Here is a 17,721-nt window from a genome sequence, read left to right on the forward strand (position 1 = left end):
CGGCCTGGAGTTGCTGGCCGCCGTGCGCGATGCGGGCCTGCCGGCGCTGGCGCTGGCGTCCGCCATGGAACCGGCCCTGCTGGATGCCGCCGCGGCGGCCGCGCGGGCCCAGGGTTTGCCCTTGCTGGGCTGGATCGAAAAGCCGATCAATCTGGCCCGCCTGCGGGAGCTGCTGGCACGGCTCGGCCAGGCCTGGGCGGTGCCGCGGGATGCGGCGGCCGCCCGGGCGTGGACGCGCGCCGAGTTGGCCGCGGCGCTGGATACAGGCCAGTTCGTGCCGTTCTACCAGCCCAAGTTCGATCTCGACACGCGCCGCCCGGCCGGCCTTGAAGTCCTGGCCCGCTGGCGGCACCCGGAGCTGGGCGTGCTGGCGCCGGACCATTTCATCGATGCGCTGGAAAGTCACGATCTGCTTGGCCGGATGACCCTGGCGCTGTTCGACCAGGCCCTCGCAGGAGTGCTGGGGCGGTCGCGCTGGCGCGGGACCTACGACCTGGCGCTCAATCTCTCGGTCCGGTCGCTGGACGATGCCGCGCTGCCGGAACAGCTGGTGCAGATCGCGCGCGGCCACGCGGTGGACCCGCACTGCATTACGCTGGAGCTGACCGAGACCGCCGTGGCGCGCCAGCCGGAGCGGGTGCAGGCCGCCGCCACCCACCTGCGCCTGCACGGCTTCCGCATGTCGATCGACGACTTCGGCACCGGCTACGCTTCGCTGGCCCAGCTGTGTGCGTTGCCGTTCACGGAGCTGAAAATCGACCGCTCCTTTGTCGCCTGCCTCGGCACCACCCACAAGGCGCGGCCGGTGCTGGAAGCGATCCTTGACCTCGGATCCCGGCTGCAGTTGCACACCGTGGCGGAGGGGATCGAAACGGAGGACGACTGCCTCTTGCTGCGCGCCCTGGGCTGCCGTACGGGACAGGGCTATCTGTACGCGCGGCCCATGGATGCCGCCACGCTGGAACAATGGCAGGCCGCCCGGTGCTGACTCCGCGTGGCGCTGCGGTGGGCGGCTCCGCCCAACCGCCCACCGCGGTGGCTGCCGCAGGGACGGGATTTTGGCTTGGCGGCGTGAGATTCCGGTAGAATAGCGCCAGAATCCGCCGGATGGGCATGACCTGTTGCGGCCGCGTCAAATACGGAGGACCAATGACCAAAACAACCTTCCTCAATTTCGAGCAGCCGATCGCCGAGCTCGACCAGAAAATCGAAGAACTGCGTTTCGTGCAGGACGATTCGGCCGTCGACATCTCCGAAGAGATCGACCGCCTGGCCAAGAAGAGCCAGCAGCTGACCAAGGACATCTACGCCAAGCTGACGCCGTGGCAGGTGTCGCAGATCGCGCGCCATCCGCAGCGGCCGTACACGATGGACTATGTGAACGAGATCTTCACGGATTTCCACGAGCTGCATGGCGACCGCACCTTTGCCGACGACCAGTCGATCGTGGGCGGCCTGGCGCGCTTCAATGGCCAGGCGTGCATGGTGATCGGCCACCAGAAGGGGCGCGACACCAAGGAACGCGCGATGCGCAACTTTGGCATGCCCAAACCCGAAGGCTACCGCAAGGCGATGCGCCTGATGAAGGTGGCCGAGAAGTTCAACCTGCCGGTGTTCAGCTTTGTCGACACCACCGGCGCGTGGCCGGGCATCGACGCGGAAGAGCGCGGGCAGTCGGAGGCGATCGGCCACAACCTGTACACGATGGCCGAGATGAAGGTGCCGTTGATCACCACCATCATCGGCGAAGGCGGTTCGGGCGGCGCACTGGCGCTGGCCGTGGCCGATACCGTGCTGATGCTGCAATACTCGACCTATTCGGTGATCTCGCCGGAAGGCTGCGCGTCGATCCTGTGGAAGACCGCGGACCGGGCCTCGGAAGCGGCCGATGCGCTGGGCCTGACCGCGCATCGCTTGAAGGCCATCGGCCTGATCGACAAGATCGTCAACGAGCCGCTGGGTGGCGCGCACCGTGATCCGAAGGAGATGGCCCGCCTGCTCAAGCGCGCGCTGGCCGATTCGCTGCGCCAGTTCCAGGGCATCAAGACCAAGGACTTGCTGGAAGCGCGCCATCAGAAGCTGATGAGCTACGGTAAGTTCAAAGAGACGCTGCCCTCGGAAGAGTGAGCGGCATGCTAGGCGAGGGCGGATCAATGGCCCTCGCTGACCTCTTCGCGCGCGCGATCGACTCGGTCCGCGCGCGTCATTCGTTTACGGCGCTCGCGGTGGCGTTCAGCGGCGGGCTCGATTCCGCAGTCCTGCTGCGCCTGACCGCCGGGTACTGCGCGGCGCGTGCGCTACCGCTGTACGCCTTCCACGTCCACCACGGCCTCAGCCCCAACGCCGACGCCTGGCTCACCCATTGCGAAGCGGCCGCCGCGCATGAGGAGGCTGCTGCTCGGGCCGCCGCTGCTGGCGCGACGGGTTCCGCAGCCGCAGGCTGGCCAGGCGTGACGTTCGCAGCCCGGCGCGTGTCCGTGGCCGCAGATGGCAGCGGCACCGAGGCCTCCGCCCGCAAGGCGCGCTACGCTGCGCTTGGCGAGCTGTGCGTCGAGCATGGCGTACAGCTGCTGCTCACCGCGCACCACGCGGACGACCAGGCCGAGACCGTCCTCCTGCAGCTGCTGCGGGGCTCCGGCCCCGCCGGCCTGTCCGGCATGGACGCGTTCAATCTCGCGCCCACGCTGCTGCACACCAACGCCATCATGATCGCCCGCCCGCTGCTGGCCGCCTCCCGGGCCGAGCTCGAAGCTTACGCCGAGGCGCAGGCGCTGGCCTGGGTCGAGGACGAGTCCAACGCCGACACCCGCTACGCCCGCAACGCCCTGCGCCACCAGGTGATGCCCGCCTTGGCCGCCGCGTTCCCTGGCTACCAGGACCGCATCGCCCGCGCTGCCGCCCACGCCCGCGCGTCCCAGCACCTGCTCGACGACTTGGCCGCTCAGGATCTCGCCGCCTGCGTCGCACCTGCCGACTCAGTCGCTGAAGTAGCCGCATCGGTTGCACGCGACGCTGCATCTGCCGCGCCTGGCCTCATCTGCTCCCGCGTGCGCGCGCTCAGCGTGGAGCGCGCGAACAATCTCCTGCGCCATTGGTTCCGCCTGCACGGCTACGCCATGCCGTCGACCGCCTGGCTCGACGAAATGCGGAGCCAGGCCCTGGACGCCGTCGACGATGCCCAGCTCAAAGTCACGCATCCCCAGTGCGAGGTGCGCCGCCACCGCGGCCAGCTGCACCTCGTCGCACGCACCTCCGCCTTGCCCGAACAAGGCGTCGCCTTCCGCTGGCAGGGAGAATCCGCGCTGGCGTTCCCGACCTTTGGCGGCACCTTGCATTTCGACCCGGCGGAGCAGGGCCTCGACCCCGCCTGGCTGCGCACCGCCGGCCTCACCCTCGCTGCCCGCAGTGGCGGCGAACGCCTCAAGCTTGCCCACAACCGTCCCTCCCGCAGCCTGAAGCAGCACTACCAGGCGCTCGGCGTGCCCACCTGGGAACGCGAACGGGCCCCCCTGGTCCAGGCCGGCAGCAGACTGCTCTACGCCGCCAGCATCGGCATGGACTGCCACCACCTGACCGCCCACCCCGGCATCATCCTGCGCTGGCAACCCGCCCGCTGAGTACCACCCGATCTGGTAATTACCTTATGCCAATTTCGTATGAAAGCGGCCAGCCCATGAACTTGTGGTTTTGCACCGCAACATGTAGAGTTAAGGGCTCCATATCTAAACCACCAGCGCGGAAAACTCAGAGTTATGGCTTTAATTGTCCACAAATACGGCGGTACGTCGATGGGCTCGACGGAACGCATCAAGAACGTCGCCAAGCGCGTCGCGAAGTGGTATGACGCAGGGCACCAAGTGGTGGTCGTGCCGTCGGCCATGTCCGGCGAGACCAACCGCCTGATCGGCCTGGCTAAGGAAATCATGGCCCAGCCGGACCCGCGCGAACTGGACATGATCGCCTCCACCGGCGAGCAGGTCTCGGTCGGCCTGCTGGCCATGGCGCTGCTGGCGCTGGGCAAGCCGGCCGTCTCGTACGCTGGCTGGCAGGTGGGCATCAAGACCGACTCGTCCTTCACCAAGGCGCGTATCCAGTCGATCGACGACACCCGCATCCGTGGTGACCTGGACGAAGGCAAGATCGTGATCGTCACCGGCTTCCAGGGCGTGGACGATGAGGACAATATCGCGACCCTGGGCCGCGGCGGCTCGGACACCTCGGCCGTGGCGATCGCCGCCGCGCTGAAGGCGGACGAATGCCTGATCTACACCGACGTCGACGGCGTCTACACCACCGACCCGCGCGTGGTCGAGGACGCGCGCCGCATGTCCAAGATCACCTTCGAAGAGATGCTGGAAATGGCCTCGCTGGGTTCCAAGGTCCTGCAGATCCGCTCGGTGGAATTCGCGGGCAACTACCGCGTGCCGACGCGCGTGCTGTCGTCGCTGACCGACCCGCTCATGCCGCTCGAAGAAGAAGCCAACTCGGGCACCCTGATTTCGTTTGAGGAAGACACCAACATGGAACAAGCTGTCATCTCCGGGATCGCGTTCACGCGCGATGAAGCCAAAATCACCGTGCTGGGCGTGCCGGACCGTCCGGGCGTGGCCTACCACATCCTGGGCCCGGTGGCGGAGGCCAACATCGAAGTGGACATGATCATCCAGAACCAGTCGGTGCAGGGCGTGACCGACTTCACCTTCACCGTCTCGCGCGGCGAGTACCAGAAAGCGATGGGCGTGCTGGAAGGCGTGAAGGGCGAGATCGGCGCCTCGAGCATCGTCGGCGACGCCAAGGTGTCCAAGATTTCGGTGGTGGGCGTGGGCATGCGCTCGCACGTGGGCGTGGCCTCCAAGATGTTCCAGACGCTGGCGGACGAGGGCATCAATATCCTGATGATCTCGACGTCGGAGATCAAGATCTCGGTGCTGATCGACGAGAAATACATGGAGCTGGCAGTGCGCGCGCTGCACAAGGCCTTCGAGCTGGACAAGGAATAAATTTCCCCCAATTTACGCGCGCACCGTTGACCAAACGGAATCCGTTGCGTATCATCGCGGTCTCTTGTTGCGGTGCTCTGCGCAGCGGCAAGATAAGTTGACCCGTTCAACTTGGAGACGTGGCCGAGTGGCCGAAGGCACTTCCCTGCTAAGGAAGCATACGGGCAAAACCTGTATCGTGGGTTCGAATCCCACCGTCTCCGCCAGGAACAAAACGAAAAGCCGCCTTCGGGCGGCTTTTTGTTTGTCTTGACCGAGAGGAGCAGGGCCACTGCGGGCCTCGCGGGCGGGCTGGAAGTCGGCCTCGCGGGTCTGGATAGGTGGCCAGCTTGGCACACGCGTCAGCAGGCGATAAGGAAACTCAGCGGACCGGTAGAGGCATCCCCATGCTGTCCGGTGGGCGAGGAGTGAGCGCGCAACGATTCCGAGCGGCTCCCTCAAGCTGGAATCCTGCTGCGCACAACCGCCCGGCCAACGCGCCCTGATAAGCCCGCAACCGGAAAGGCCGGGTGAGCGACTGTCGGGAATATTTACACTGGATCATGTGAAGTTTCCGTAAGTCATTGAATGTTGGAATGTATTTATTGGTGGCATGTTTTGTGCATACAGGGAAACATGCACATGTGTGCGAAATTTCCGGAGAAACCGTTCAATGAAACGCTTCCAACTGGCTGCCGGCGCGGTACTGCTGAGCATGGCCGCAGGCGCCCACGCCACCCTCATCACCGATCCCGTTAGCGGCCCGTCCTCGCCCTACACGGTCATCGATTTCACCCACCCCTACAGCTATAGCCACAGCTTCGTCAGCCAGGGCTTCGACGCCAGCACCTGGCTGATCGACAGTGCGAGCCTCACGCTCAAGCTGTACGACCGCGCCAACCAGGGCAATGAGACCTATATCTTCACCGTGGGCGCCGGCGCCAACACCGACGTCTTCAGCGGCACCAACATCCCGAACGGCGCATCCAAGACCGACTACCTGGTCGACCTGGCCGCCTCGCTGGCAGACCTGGGCGCCGACGGCATCCTGGGCGTGAAGCTGACCGTGGGCGCGGCCGGCCAGAACTACGAGTTCGTGAGCTCCACCCTCGCTCTGAACTACCACTTGAAACAGGTGGTGGAGGACCCGCAAACGCCGGACGACGCGAACCGGCTGCCTGAGCCGGCCTCCCTCGGCCTGTTCGCTCTCGGCGCTGCGACCGCCGGCTTGATCCGCCGCCGCCGCGCGCGCTGATGCGAGGAGGCCGTCGTCCTGACGGCCTCGTCACTGCACCCCGCCGCCGCCCGGAACGGTGCGCGGGGCCCGGGCAGGATCAGAACCAGCGGTCCCAGCACTTTCTTGAGGCCGCCAGGGTCTGGCTGGCCGCCAAGGTGCGGTCCAGACCGGCGTGCGCCCGTGAATTGCTGGGCCACGTGGACTCGGCTACAATGCCCGAGTCGGAAAAGGCAGACTTGGTTATAGGTAGGCCCAAGTCCTTTCGGAAACGAAAGCTCTGTTTCATGCGTTGTCTCGCATGCGAACCCTCGACGAACAATGGCGCCCGGCGGGCGCCTCCTGTTCGTCCGTGTGGTCGTCATGTCGATGAACTGCTCCGGTCGAACAGGCCACTCGGAGCAGTTCATGAGCGCACCTTCCCACATCTCCCCAGCCCATCCGGGCCTGTTCAGGCCGGCCTGGATCATCGCGATCTCGGTCTTCCTCAATTTTGCGGGCTTCACTCTCATCATCCCCGTGCTGCCGTTTTCGGTGGCGCGCTATGTCACACCTACCGATGTCGCGTGGTGGGTGTCGCTGATCCTCGCGCTGTACTCACTCTGCGCATTCCTGGCTGCGCCAGTCCTGGGTGCCATGAGCGACCGCTTCGGCCGCCGTCCCGTGATCTTGCTATCGCTCGGCGGAGCCGCCCTGGGCTTCGGCCTGTTCGGCGTTGGCGGCAGCATAGCCGTCCTGGTCGTTGGCCGCGTGATCGAAGGCCTCACCGCAGGCAGCATCTCGGCGCTATACGCCTATGTTGCCGACACCCACGCGCCGACGGAACGGGGCCGGGTGTTTGGCACGCTGGGTGCAGCCGGCGGGCTCGGGTTCATGGCCGGGCCGGTCGTCGGCGGTGCCTTGGGGCAGGTCTCGCTCTCCGCGCCACTGTTCGGGGCGGCGGGCCTCGCCCTGGCGAATTGTGGCCTGGTCTGGTTCCTCCTCCCGGAGAGCCGCCCACGGTCCAAAGGAGCGCCATGGCGTTTGCATCACTTCAACGCCATTGCCCAGCTTCTTCATGTGCTGCGCGAGCGCCGCATCCGCCCGCTGTTCGCGGCCGTCTTCTGTTTCGCCTTCGCCGGCGCCGCCATGCAGGCCAATCTGACGGTAATCCTGAGGGACCTCTTTGCCTTCGGGCCCGCTGGCATCGGCTTCATCCTGGCCTGCGTCGGCGTGATGGATGTGGTGAGCCAAGGGATCGCTGCGCCCCGCCTGCAGCGGCGCTTTGGTGAACAGCCGGTGGCCACTGCAGGCTTGGTGATCAATGGACTCGGCCTGGCGCTGATCGCGCTGCTACCGCTGCATGCCGCTGTGCCCGTGCTGGTCGCCGGGATTGCCATCGTCACGTTCGGCGATGGCTTGTTTCAACCCTCCGTCAGTGCGCTCATTGCGAATGCCGCGCCCGTCGAGCGGCAAGGGGAAGTGCAGGGGGCGAATCAGGCCCAGCAGGCCATCGCCCGTACCACCGGACCATTGCTCGCGGCTTGGCTCTACGGGCTGTCGGCCAGTGCCCCTTATGCCGTCGGGGCCGGGGTGGTGGTGCTCGCGGCCACTTGGCGGGTTCGGAAATTGCGCTGACAGTGCCGCCACCAGCAGGCGCGGATCGTGAATGTATCGAGCAGTGTGGGATCGCTGACGCTGGCACTTGACCCCGATGACATGTTCTACGGTATCAACAGCCTGCAAAACCAGTCGTCGAAGGCCGCCCTCAATGCCGTCACGGTAGAATTTGCGAAGGAACTGGAAGATGCAGGTATCAAGCTGAACGCGGCGTGTCCGGGCGTCGCCGATACCGATTCCAACGGCCACCGTGGCACCAGGCCAGTGCCGCAAGCGGCCACGATGATCGTGAAACTGAGCGTGCTCGCAGCCGACGGTCCCCCGAAAGCTTCCACGACGTGAATGGTGAACTGCCTTGGTGAGACGAATGAGCAAAGTCCTCGTAACCCTCATGCTGGCTGCCGCCCTCGCGGCAAGCGGCTGTGCGCTGCCCGAGCCTGGGCGGGGGACATCGTTCCAGCGATACACGCCAACCGATCCGGTGGCCTTCGAGCGCGACATTCAAGAGGTTCGCACCGAAGCCGCGCAACTGCGCGCTCAAGGAAAGCCACACGACGCGCTACGGGCCATCGCCGAGCTGGGCGGCTTGCTGGTCTCGGCCCGCCGCGAGCAGGAGGCGAGGGCGCTGCTGGAGCAGACCTTGCGCGAAGCCAGGGCCGCGGGAGCACGGGATGCGGAAGGCTGGTCCATGCTCTATCTGGCAACAGCGAACCAATATCTGGACGCATCGACGGACGCGGCGCATCAATTCGACGAGACTCTGCGACTGGCAGCCGCGCTTCAGGACGCGGAGCTGACGCATTACGCCTACCACCACCGCGGCCGCCTGCGCGCCGAGACGGGCGACCTCGCTGGCGCGCGCGCCGACTTCGACAGGGCTCTCGCCATCCGCATCCGGCTCGGCGACGAGACGCGCGCAAACTCCACGCGCCGCGCCCTGCTGGCGCTCGAGGCATGGCCAGCCGAAACAGCGGGCCGCTAGTGCCAATCCCGCCGGCAAGCGGCCAGCGCACAGAACCGGTCTGGCTCGACTCGTCCACGGCCTCGCCGCGCGGAAATCCACACTATGCAGCGCCTCCTGCCTGCGGCGGCCACCGCGGCGGCGCAATCCGAAACCACGCTGACTTCGGTGCGGATGAGGAAAGCGAGTGCGCCGTCGCCGCCTCAAGGCGCCCGGGTGACCAGGCTGCGGATGTAGTCCTGCAGCGGGACCGTGCCGCGCAACGGGTCGCCGGGCAGATCCAGGTCATCCATCACCGTTCCGGTCATGCGGGCATAGGACTGGGCTGCGGGCTCGGAGAAGCCGAGGCTGCGGAAGGAGGCGACCCAGCCGTCCCGGGGCACCACCTCCACCTGGACGTCGCGCTGCAGTGCTGCCGCGAAGGCGGCGGCTACGTCGTCCGCGCTGTAGCGTTCGGGGCCTTCAACGTAGCGGATGCCAGTATCCGTCACCGGGGACAGCAGCCGCTTGGCCGCGGCCGCGCCGAGGTCGCGGGGCGCGGCCATGGGCAGCTTCAGGCCGCGCGGGAACAGCGAGACCAGCTTGCCGGTCTCGCGGATAGCAGGAAGTTGGGCGTCCCAGTTGCTCATGTAGAAGCCAGCGCGGTTGATGGCGGCCGGTACGCCCAGGCGGCGGACACCTTCTTCCAGTTCCCACAGCACGTTCAGGTCGCCCAGCCGCTCGCCGGGCCGTGCGCCGCCGGTGGATTCGATGACCACCTTTTCCAGCCCCGCGTCCCGCACCGCCTCCACGATGCAGGCGGCGGTGTGGCGCTCGCGCGCATCGGTGTCGCCGTCCACCGCGGCGGGTGGATTAAGCAGGAAGGCGCGGCGGCCGCGCCGAAACACCTGGCGCAACGACTCAGGCTGCTCGAGGTCCGCGATGGCGGTCTGCACGCCCGTGCCTTCCCAAGCGCGCGCATGTGCCGGGTCGTGCGTCACCGCGATGACGTGCTGTTCCGCTTGCACCAGCGCCCGCATCACTTCCGCGCCCACATGGCCGCTCGCTCCCATGATCACAAACATGTCCGTTCTCCTTGTTCGCTTGACTGAGAGTCCATGCTAGCCGAGTGCTCCTGTCAGTTTCCGTCAGCAGCGAAGCAGCCGTCACAGCTGGATGCCGGGTTCGTGCTTGAGGTAGGCGGCCAGCAGTGCCTGGCGGGGCTGAGGGAAGGGCTGGTCCAGCACGTCCAGCCCGCGCACGCGGTCCAGCCGGAAGGTGCGGAATGCGCCGCGCAGCGCGCACCAGGCACCGACGATTTCGACCTCTTCGCACCAGCCGATGGCCACCGGCCAGATCTGCCGTTCGGTGAGCCGGCCGTCCGCGTCCTCGTATGACAGCGCGACGACGCGCTCGGACGCGATGGCCTGGCGCAGGGCCTGCAGCCGTGCGTCGGACAGCTTTGGGCGCCGGGGCGCAACCAGCAGTGGCACCGCCCGCTCGGTTCCCGGGCCGAAGGTGGCCGGCGCCGTGGCGGCGATCTTGGCCCGTGCCAGCCGGGCCGCCTCGGCTAGCTGGGCATCGCCGCGCCGCAGCACAAAGCGCAGGCCCAGCAGGATGGCCGCCGCTTCCTCGGCCGTGAACGCGAGTGGCGGCAGGAAGTAGCCTTCCCGGAACACATAACCCACGCCGGCACTGCCGTCGATGCGTGCGCCGCGCCGGTTGAGGGAGGAGACGTCCCGGTAGATCGAGCGTTCGCTGACCTGGAAATGCTCCGCCAGCTGGGCTGCGGTCACCGGCTGCGTGCGGCCGCGCAGGTAGTCGAGAATGGCAAGGAGACGTTCGCTACGGGTCATCCGTGAATGATGACACGAGAAACGCGGAGATGCCCGACGGTACAGGGGCACTGGATCGTAGGTTTGCTGGCAGGACCGCGCACGGCATCGGCAGCGTGGTCGCGCGCGACCTATCCGCATGCCGCTGTCGATGTTCGTGGTGCCGGTGGCGCGTGGTCAGGCCACGAGGGTGGTGTACGCCATCGGATGCCGCGACGGACGGCCACGTTCCCAGGCCCAGGCACGACAGATGCCACCGCTCTTATAAATGTGGCATCCGGGGTGCTAGAATGGCTGCTGGAGGGCGTATGCCAAATTCAGTCTTGAACGTCGACGATAATGAAGCGGGCCGCTATGCGAAGACCCGGCTGCTGCGCAACGCCGGCTTCAGGGTGGCGGAAGCGGCCACGGCGGCCGAGGCGATGGAGTGCATTGCCGAGGATCCTCCCCGGCTGGTTCTGCTCGACGTGAAACTGCCGGACCTCGACGGCCGCGAACTGTGCCGCCGGATCAAGGACGACCCGGCGACCAGCCACATCAAGGTAGTGCACACCTCCGCCGCCTACATCACGCAAAGCGATGTCGAAAGCGGCCTCGAAAATGGCGCGGACGGCTACCTCACTTCCCCGGTTGAGCCGGTCGAGCTGGTGCAGACCCTGCGCTCGCTGATGCAATAAGCCGCGCTCGGACCGTCCGTTGGGACAGGACGGCACCGTCAGTGTCAAAGTCAGCGGTGGGCGGCGGCGTCAGGCCGGGGCGCCGCGCATGTAGCCCAGGCCCCAGCCGTGGCCGTCAATGTCCTCGAAGCCGTGGGTGTACATGAACCCGTAGTCCTCGGGCGGGCGGGGCATCTTGCCGCCGTGGGCGACGGCTTTGGCGACCAGGCTGTTGACTTTCTCCTCGCTGTCGCAGCTCAGGGTGATCAGCGTGGTGGTGACCTCGCGCGGGTCGCCCAGCGCCTTGTCGGTGAAGGTCTGCATGAACTCTCTGGCCAGCAGCATCACAAAGATGCTGTCCTCGGCCACGATCATGCAGGCCCCTTGCTCGTTGGTGAACTGCGGGTTGAAGCTGTAGCCCAGCGCGCTGTAGAACGCTTTCGACTTCTCCAGGTCCTTGACGGCGAGGTTGACGAAGATTTGCTTGTTCATGGCGTGGCCCCTTTCATGTGGTTGGCAAGGGTACGACGTACCGCGCAGCGCCAATTCGACAGGCCCGGCCAAAATATTTTTACTTCGGCCGGCTCACGCTGTCCAGCACCACGCGCGCCTGCTTGGCCTCGCACGGGATTCTCACCTGCACCATGTCCGAGCCGACGCAGGAATAGCCGTCGCCCTGGAAATCGTTGTCGGCGCCCCGCACCCCGATGTTGCCCGGGCAGTAGACGGTGAAGTTCACGCGGATATGGCCGGCATCCTCGCTGCCGTCGGGCAGCACGCCGCCGACCCGGATATCGTCCTGGCCGCAGGCCTTGACCCCGATCCGGATCTGCGTGCGCAGGGCGGCGAGGTGGTTGCGGTCGGCCTGTTCCTTCTGGTGGACTGCGGCTTCGGCGGTCCGGCGCTGGGCCTCCTCGGCGCGGATGCCGAGTGAGCGCTGCTTGAGCGTCGACGGCTCGGCGGTGGCTGAGGCGGTGCCGGAGGCGAGGCAGAGCAGAGTGACGGCGAGCAGGCGGATGCGCATGAAGCAATGATCGGCGAAGAGCTTGACCGAGATTCCAGCAGGCGGGTGAGCATCTGTCCATTCCCCATTTGGTGTATCGCAGGCCAGCGGTCGCGCCGGTCATTACAACGCAGACCCGGCCGGAAATGCAGGCCCGGCCGAGCTGCGCGCCGTGCGGCCCTGGCGCGGGCCGGTCGACAGGAGACTCAGCGCGGGCCGCCGGGCAGGGCGTCGGCAGCGGCGGCCATCAGGGCGGCGTCGTAGCCGGCCAGCCAGTCGGCGGCGGTCAGCGGGGCCGGAATGTCCGGGTCCAGGGTGCTGACCTTGACGCCATACTGGTCGCCGAAGCAGCTGTCTTCCTTGGCGCAGCCCTTCTGCAAGTCCCACAGGCCGTACGAGGGCGACAGGCAGTGGCCGGAGTTGGGCAGGCAGCGCTGCGGATTCTCGGACCACCAGCGCAGGCGGTCGCCGACCGGCGCGCCGACGATCTTGGCTTTGCCGCCGGCCGCCTGGCGGGCGATGGCGGTGGAGGCGATCCCCGCCGAAAAGGTGTACTCGCTGGTGAAGATGTAAACCCGGTCGCGCGCGGCGGTGCCGAGGAACTTCATCAGCTCCTGGGTCAGGTTGGTGTTGCCGCCGCCGTTGTAGCGCTGGTCGATGATGATGAAGCGTGGATGCGTCTTGACGGCCAGCGCGGCGGTGTCGCCCGCGAACTTGCCGAGCTCGCGGCCATTGTCGTTGTCCCAGTTGCCGCGGAACTGCACGTACAGTGTGTCGTAGGCCTGGATGTAGACGCTGCGGAAGCGCTTGTCCGGTTCCTGGAAGGCCATCGGGACCGGGGCGCCGAGCAGGGCGCTGTGCCAGACGGTGCCGGAGGCGGCGGCGCTGTGGGCGCCGCGGAGCAGTTCGCCGGTGGAGGCCGTGGGCACCTGGATGCTGTCGATCGGGTCGAGCGTGCGCTCCACTACCTGGCCATCGCGCAGGCGGAAGCTGGCGCGCACGCGGCCCTGGTCGACCGGCAGGCCCAACGCAGCCAGCAGGGCGGGCGATTCCCACAGCCAGGTCGAGCGGCTGCGCACGTACTGGTCCGGACCGCCGATCACGGTGCGCGCGAGGGCGGGCAGGTCCGCCACCGGCTTGCCGCACAGCGACAGGATGCGGGCCCCGGCCAGTTCCGGCAGCTGGGGGGCGCTCAGGGCGACCACCAGTTCGTCGCCGATCCAGACCACGCGCAGCGGCAGGCGCGGACCGTTCAGCTTGCCGTTCAGGTGCAGGGCGTCGTGGGCGTTGTCGGCCATGGCCGCGACGCGGGCCAGGGCCAGTGTGAATTCGGCGTCGCTCATGCTGCCGGCGCGGGCCTTGGCGGCGTCGAGGGCGGCGAGGGCGCGGGCGCGGACGGGTTCGGAGTAGGCCCTGGTGGCGAGGACGTAGCCGGTGCGGGCGGCCTCCAAGTCCTGCAGCTGGCGGGTCTTGAGATCGGCCGTGGTCGCGGTGCTGCCGGCGGCGCCTGCGGCGTCAGTGCTGGCGCTGGCCGGAGCGCTCATGCAGAGCATAGCGGCGAAGGCGACGGCGAGGCTGGCCGCCGGGCGGGTGAAACGGGTGGCACACATTGTTATTCCCCTTGTTGAAGTGTTGGCAGGGGCAATGTACGCACGGCGGCCAGGCGGCGCTGGCCGTTCCGACGAATCCCGTTCAATCGGGAATGAAACCGGCTTCGCGGGGGCTGCGCTGGTCCGGGCGGGGCGGGCCCGGCGGACCAGGCAGGCCGGGGGGATCAGGCCTTGCGCGGCGCGAAGCGGGTGGCGTTGCGGACCTTGGCGCGCTGGGCCTCGATGGCGCGGTCGCGCGGTGAGGCGGTGGTCACCAGGCTGTCGATCAGCTCGCGCGCCGCCGCCGTCACCTGCTCGACGGCGTGCTCGAAGGCCGCCTCGTTGGCCTTGGACGGCGCGTTATACCCGCTCAGCTTGCGCACGAACTGCAGCGCCGCCGCCCGGACCTCGTCATCCGTCGCGGGCGGCGCAAAATTGAAGAGTGTCCGGATATTGCGGCACATGCTGGTCCCCAGAAAAAGGTTGGTCCCGCCATCGTAGCAGCGCCGCCGCGCGAACAAAAGGCGTCCAGTCCATACAGCAGGCTCTGCTACACTTCCCCCGGGCTTGCACCCGGGCCCGCGCGACCACACCCATGTCCATCCGATAGCAGGAGTGCCCTTGAACCAGACCCTCGCCCGGCTCGTCGCAGCCGCCCTCATCGTGTCCTGTGCCAGCCCGGCCTACGCCTTCCAGGACTACGCCAAGTACAGCCCCGCCGCGCTCGAAAGCGAACTGGCGAAAACCGCCACTTCCCGCCTCGGCGTGATGATCCCGATGCGGGACGGCGTGGCCCTGTCGACCGACATCTACTTGCCGAAGAACGCCACCGCCAAGCTGCCCACCATCCTGTGGAAGACGCCGTACAACGAGCACAAGCTGCGCGGCGGCACCCAGCGCTACGTGCTGGAGTCCGTCAAGCGCGGCTACATCTTCATCGTACAGAACGAGCGCGGCCGCTACTTCTCGCAAGGGAAATGGGAGATCCTCGGCAAGCCGCAGACCGACGGCTACGACACCCTGAGCTGGATCGCCCAGCAGCCCTGGTCGAACGGCAAGGTCGGCACCCTGGGCTGCTCGTCCTCGGCCGAGTGGCAGCTGGCGCTGGCCGGCCTGAACCATCCGGCGCACGCGGCCATGGTGCCGATGTCGGCCGGTGCCGGAATCGGCAAGGTCGGCCGCTTCCAGGAGCAGGGCAACTGGTACACCGGCGGCGTGCCGCGCAACCTGTTCTTCGTCTGGCTGTACGGCGTGGAGAACCCGCTGCGCGCCGAGCTGCCGACCTCGCTGACCGACGAGAAGATGCGTGCCCGCATCGAAGCCTACAACGACCTGGACGCCAGCAAGCCCAAGGTCGACTGGAACAAGCAGATCCGCCACCTGCCGGTCAACGAGATGCTGACTTCGCTGGGCGAACCGCCCGCCACCTTCGAGCAGTTCATCGGCCGCACGCCCGCCGACCCGGGCTGGCGTCAGGGCGGCCTGTACCACGAGGACATGGGCTGGGGCGTCCCGGCGCTGTGGTTCAACAGCTGGTACGACGTGTCCATCGGCCCGAACCTGGAAGCGTTCAACGTGGCGCGCGCCGCCAACACCGACAAGGAAGCCAGCGCCCACCAGTACGCCGTGGTGGCCCCGGTGCCGCACTGCCAGTACGCGCGCCTCGGCCCCAACACCGTGGTCGGCGAGCGCGACCTGGGCGACACCAGCTTCGATGTCGACGGCGCCGTCTATGGCTGGTTCGACCGCTGGCTCAAGGGCGACACCAAGGCCTTCGCCACCAGCACGCCGCACGTGCGCTACTACATGATGGGCGCCAACAAGTGGCAGACCGCCGCGCAGTGGCCGCCCGAGAACGCCAAGCCGCTGCGCCTGTACCTGCGCTCCGGCGGCAAGGCCAACAGCCTGTACGGCGACGGCCGCCTGGTGGCCGAGGTTCCGGCTGCGACCGAAGCGGCGGACCGCTACACCTACGACCCGATGAACCCGGTCCAGACCATTGGCGGCGGCGACTGCTGCAACGGCGGCGTGGTGATCCCGGGCGCCTTCGACCAGCGCCCGATCGAGGCGCGCGGCGACGTGCTGGTCTACACCAGCGAGCCGCTGACCAAGGCGGTGGACGTGGCCGGCTACGTGGACGCGGTGCTGAAGGTCTCGTCCAGTGCCAAGGACACCGACTTCGCGGTCAAGCTGGTGGACGTGGCGCCGGACGGCACCGCCTGGATCGTGGGCGACACCATCTTCCGCGCGCGCTACCGCAACGGCTACGACAAGCCGGAGATGATGAGCCCGGGCCAGGTCTACACCATCCACCCGACGCCGATCACCACGGCGATCCAGTTCGGCGTGGGCCACCGCATCCGGGTGGAAGTGACCTCCTCCAACTTCCCGAAATTCGTGCGCAACCTGAATACAGGCGGCCCCAACGAGAGCGAGAAGACGGGCGTGACCGCGGTGAATACCATCCACCACGCGGGCGATGCGCAGAGCTACATCGAGCTGCCGGTGCTGCGCTGATTGACAATGCAAAAGGCCGCAGCGGCGCTGGTGCGCGCGCTGCGGCCTGCGTCACAACGGGCCCCTCCTGAGCGAGGGGCTTTTTTCTTGCGCCTTTACACCAGGGTCGAGACCTTGCTCGTCCCGCTCTGTGCGGCGGCGAACTCGCGCTTGGCCAGCGCCATCGCCGAACCGATCACCTGGTGCATGTCGTAGTACTTGTACTCGGACAGGCGCCCCCCGAACAGCACGCCCTGCTCATGCTCGGCCAGCTCGCTGTACTGCTCGTAGATCTTCATGTTGCGCGCGTCGCCGATCGGGTAGTAGGGAATCTTGTCCTTGGACCAGGCCGCCGGAATCTCGCGCGTCACGATCGTGCTCTTCGACTTGTTGCCCGGCTCGAAGTGCTTGTGCTCGATGATGCGGGTCCACGGCACGTCCGCCTCGGTGTAGTTGATGACGGCATTGCCCTGGTAGTTCTCGATCGGCATGATCTCGGTCTGGAATTCCAGCGTGCGGTACTCCAGTTCGCCGAAGCGGTAGTCGAAGAACTCGTCGATCTTGCCGGTGAAGATCACGCGCTTGGCCTTGGCGTTGCAGGCCGCGCGGTCGGCAAAATAGTCCACGTTCAGCTTGACCTCGGTGCCCTCCAGCATGGCCTCGAACATCTTGGAGTAGCCCGCTTCCGGGATGCCCTGGTAGCTGTCGTTGAAGTAGTTGTTGTCCCAGGTGAAGCGCACCGGCAGGCGCTTGATGATGGACGCGGGCAGGTCCTTCGGATCCTTCTGCCACTGCTTTTTCGTGTAGTCGCGGATCAGTTTTTCGTAGATGTCGCGGCCGACCAGCGTGAGCGCCTGTTCCTCCAGGTTCTCGGGTGGGCGGTCGAGCACCAGCTTCTGCGATTCGATCTTGGCCATCGCTTCGGACGGCGAGGTCACGCCCCACATCTGGTTGAAGGTGTACATGTTGAACGGCAGCGAATACGCCTTGCCGCCGTGCATCGCGACCGGCGCGTTGCGGAAATTGTTGAAGACGGTGAAGCGGTTGAGGAATTGCCAGATGCGCTGGTCGTTGCAATGGAAAATGTGCGGCCCGTAGACGTGGACATTGATGCCCTCCACGGAGTCCGTAAAACAGTTGCCGGCGATATGTGGCCGCTTGTCGATCACCAGGCAGCGCTTGCCGGCGTCTTTCGCCAGCCGTGCAAACGTCGCCCCGAACATCCCTGCGCCTACGATCAGATAGTCGTACATTGTTGATCACCCCGGTGTGGCGCGCTCAACCGCAACGGCCGGCGCGCTTATGTGAATAGGAAGATAAGCCGGTCAAGGGTATCGCGAACCCGGCTTCCCTTCTGTTACCTCACGCACGGAGCAGTGTGTATTCCGCG

General features: G+C 66.8%; 16 protein-coding genes, 1 tRNA gene and 1 pseudogene. 11 read left to right on the forward strand and 7 right to left on the reverse strand.

Going from position 1 to position 17,721, the window contains the following annotated elements:
• The 9 genes and pseudogenes from E4L96_RS11090 to E4L96_RS11130 form a co-directional block, all read left to right on the forward strand.
• Nucleotides 1-988 (forward strand): EAL domain-containing response regulator (locus tag E4L96_RS11090; protein ID WP_135207283.1); only part of this gene is annotated, 988 nt, incomplete at its 5' end.
• Between the two features lie 161 nt (nt 989-1,149).
• The gene (locus tag E4L96_RS11095; protein ID WP_135207284.1) at nt 1,150-2,127 is read left to right on the forward strand and encodes an acetyl-CoA carboxylase carboxyltransferase subunit alpha; all 978 of its coding nucleotides are present in this window, start codon (nt 1,150-1,152) and stop codon (nt 2,125-2,127) included.
• 26 nt (nt 2,128-2,153) lie between these two features.
• Complete coding sequence (gene tilS, locus E4L96_RS11100; protein WP_135207285.1) at nt 2,154-3,617, forward strand: tRNA lysidine(34) synthetase TilS; 1,464 nt, start codon at nt 2,154-2,156, stop codon at nt 3,615-3,617.
• Between the two features lie 135 nt (nt 3,618-3,752).
• Entirely contained in the window at nt 3,753-5,000 is a 1,248-nt protein-coding gene (locus E4L96_RS11105; protein ID WP_135207286.1) for an aspartate kinase, read from the forward strand.
• Between the two features lie 113 nt (nt 5,001-5,113).
• Nucleotides 5,114-5,206: transfer RNA gene (locus tag E4L96_RS11110), tRNA-Ser, on the forward strand.
• A 446-nt stretch (nt 5,207-5,652) separates the two neighbouring features.
• Nucleotides 5,653-6,234, forward strand: a complete 582-nt coding sequence (locus tag E4L96_RS11115; RefSeq protein WP_167758663.1) for a PEP-CTERM sorting domain-containing protein — start codon at nt 5,653-5,655, stop codon at nt 6,232-6,234.
• 387 nt (nt 6,235-6,621) lie between these two features.
• On the forward strand, nt 6,622-7,830 hold the full coding sequence (locus E4L96_RS11120; RefSeq protein WP_220433421.1) for an MFS transporter: 1,209 nt from the start codon (nt 6,622-6,624) through the stop codon (nt 7,828-7,830).
• A 21-nt stretch (nt 7,831-7,851) separates the two neighbouring features.
• Nucleotides 7,852-8,154, forward strand: a pseudogene (locus E4L96_RS11125) (SDR family NAD(P)-dependent oxidoreductase); the annotation flags it as partial.
• A 25-nt stretch (nt 8,155-8,179) separates the two neighbouring features.
• Nucleotides 8,180-8,794, forward strand: coding sequence for a hypothetical protein (locus E4L96_RS11130; RefSeq protein WP_135207289.1), 615 nt, complete (start codon nt 8,180-8,182; stop codon nt 8,792-8,794).
• Nucleotides 8,795-8,976: 182 nt separating this feature from the next.
• Here E4L96_RS11130 and E4L96_RS11135 read toward each other — a convergent pair whose 3' ends face one another.
• On the reverse strand, nt 8,977-9,837 hold the full coding sequence (locus E4L96_RS11135; RefSeq protein ID WP_135207290.1) for an NmrA family NAD(P)-binding protein: 861 nt from the start codon (nt 9,835-9,837) through the stop codon (nt 8,977-8,979).
• Between the two features lie 81 nt (nt 9,838-9,918).
• Entirely contained in the window at nt 9,919-10,608 is a 690-nt protein-coding gene (locus E4L96_RS11140; RefSeq protein ID WP_167758665.1) for a helix-turn-helix transcriptional regulator, read from the reverse strand.
• Nucleotides 10,609-10,895: 287 nt separating this feature from the next.
• Between E4L96_RS11140 and E4L96_RS23675 the strand changes: the two genes are divergently transcribed.
• Entirely contained in the window at nt 10,896-11,264 is a 369-nt protein-coding gene (locus tag E4L96_RS23675; RefSeq protein ID WP_167758666.1) for a response regulator, read from the forward strand.
• A 69-nt stretch (nt 11,265-11,333) separates the two neighbouring features.
• Here the strand turns inward: E4L96_RS23675 and E4L96_RS11150 are convergent, their stop codons facing one another.
• The 4 genes from E4L96_RS11150 to E4L96_RS11165 form a co-directional block, all read right to left on the reverse strand.
• Nucleotides 11,334-11,735, reverse strand: coding sequence for a VOC family protein (locus tag E4L96_RS11150; RefSeq protein ID WP_135207293.1), 402 nt, complete (start codon nt 11,733-11,735; stop codon nt 11,334-11,336).
• A 79-nt stretch (nt 11,736-11,814) separates the two neighbouring features.
• The gene (locus E4L96_RS11155) at nt 11,815-12,267 is read right to left on the reverse strand and encodes a hypothetical protein (protein WP_135207294.1); all 453 of its coding nucleotides are present in this window, start codon (nt 12,265-12,267) and stop codon (nt 11,815-11,817) included.
• 185 nt (nt 12,268-12,452) lie between these two features.
• Nucleotides 12,453-13,856: a S41 family peptidase gene (locus E4L96_RS11160; RefSeq protein WP_135207295.1), complete on the reverse strand. Its 1,404-nt coding sequence runs from the start codon at nt 13,854-13,856 to the stop codon at nt 12,453-12,455.
• Nucleotides 13,857-14,020: 164 nt separating this feature from the next.
• The gene (locus tag E4L96_RS11165; protein ID WP_135207296.1) at nt 14,021-14,299 is read right to left on the reverse strand and encodes a DUF2277 domain-containing protein; all 279 of its coding nucleotides are present in this window, start codon (nt 14,297-14,299) and stop codon (nt 14,021-14,023) included.
• Between the two features lie 157 nt (nt 14,300-14,456).
• On the opposite strand from E4L96_RS11165, the gene E4L96_RS11170 reads away from it, so the two are divergent.
• Complete coding sequence (locus tag E4L96_RS11170; RefSeq protein WP_135207297.1) at nt 14,457-16,352, forward strand: CocE/NonD family hydrolase; 1,896 nt, start codon at nt 14,457-14,459, stop codon at nt 16,350-16,352.
• Nucleotides 16,353-16,447: 95 nt separating this feature from the next.
• Here the strand turns inward: E4L96_RS11170 and glf are convergent, their stop codons facing one another.
• Nucleotides 16,448-17,584 (reverse strand): UDP-galactopyranose mutase, encoded by a 1,137-nt coding sequence (gene glf, locus E4L96_RS11175; RefSeq protein ID WP_135207298.1) that lies wholly within the window; start codon nt 17,582-17,584, stop codon nt 16,448-16,450.
• Nucleotides 17,585-17,721: the final 137 nt, after the last annotated feature.

It is taken from the genome of Zemynaea arenosa (assembly GCF_004614185.1).
Lineage (GTDB): Bacteria > Pseudomonadota > Gammaproteobacteria > Burkholderiales > Burkholderiaceae_D > Telluria > Telluria arenosa.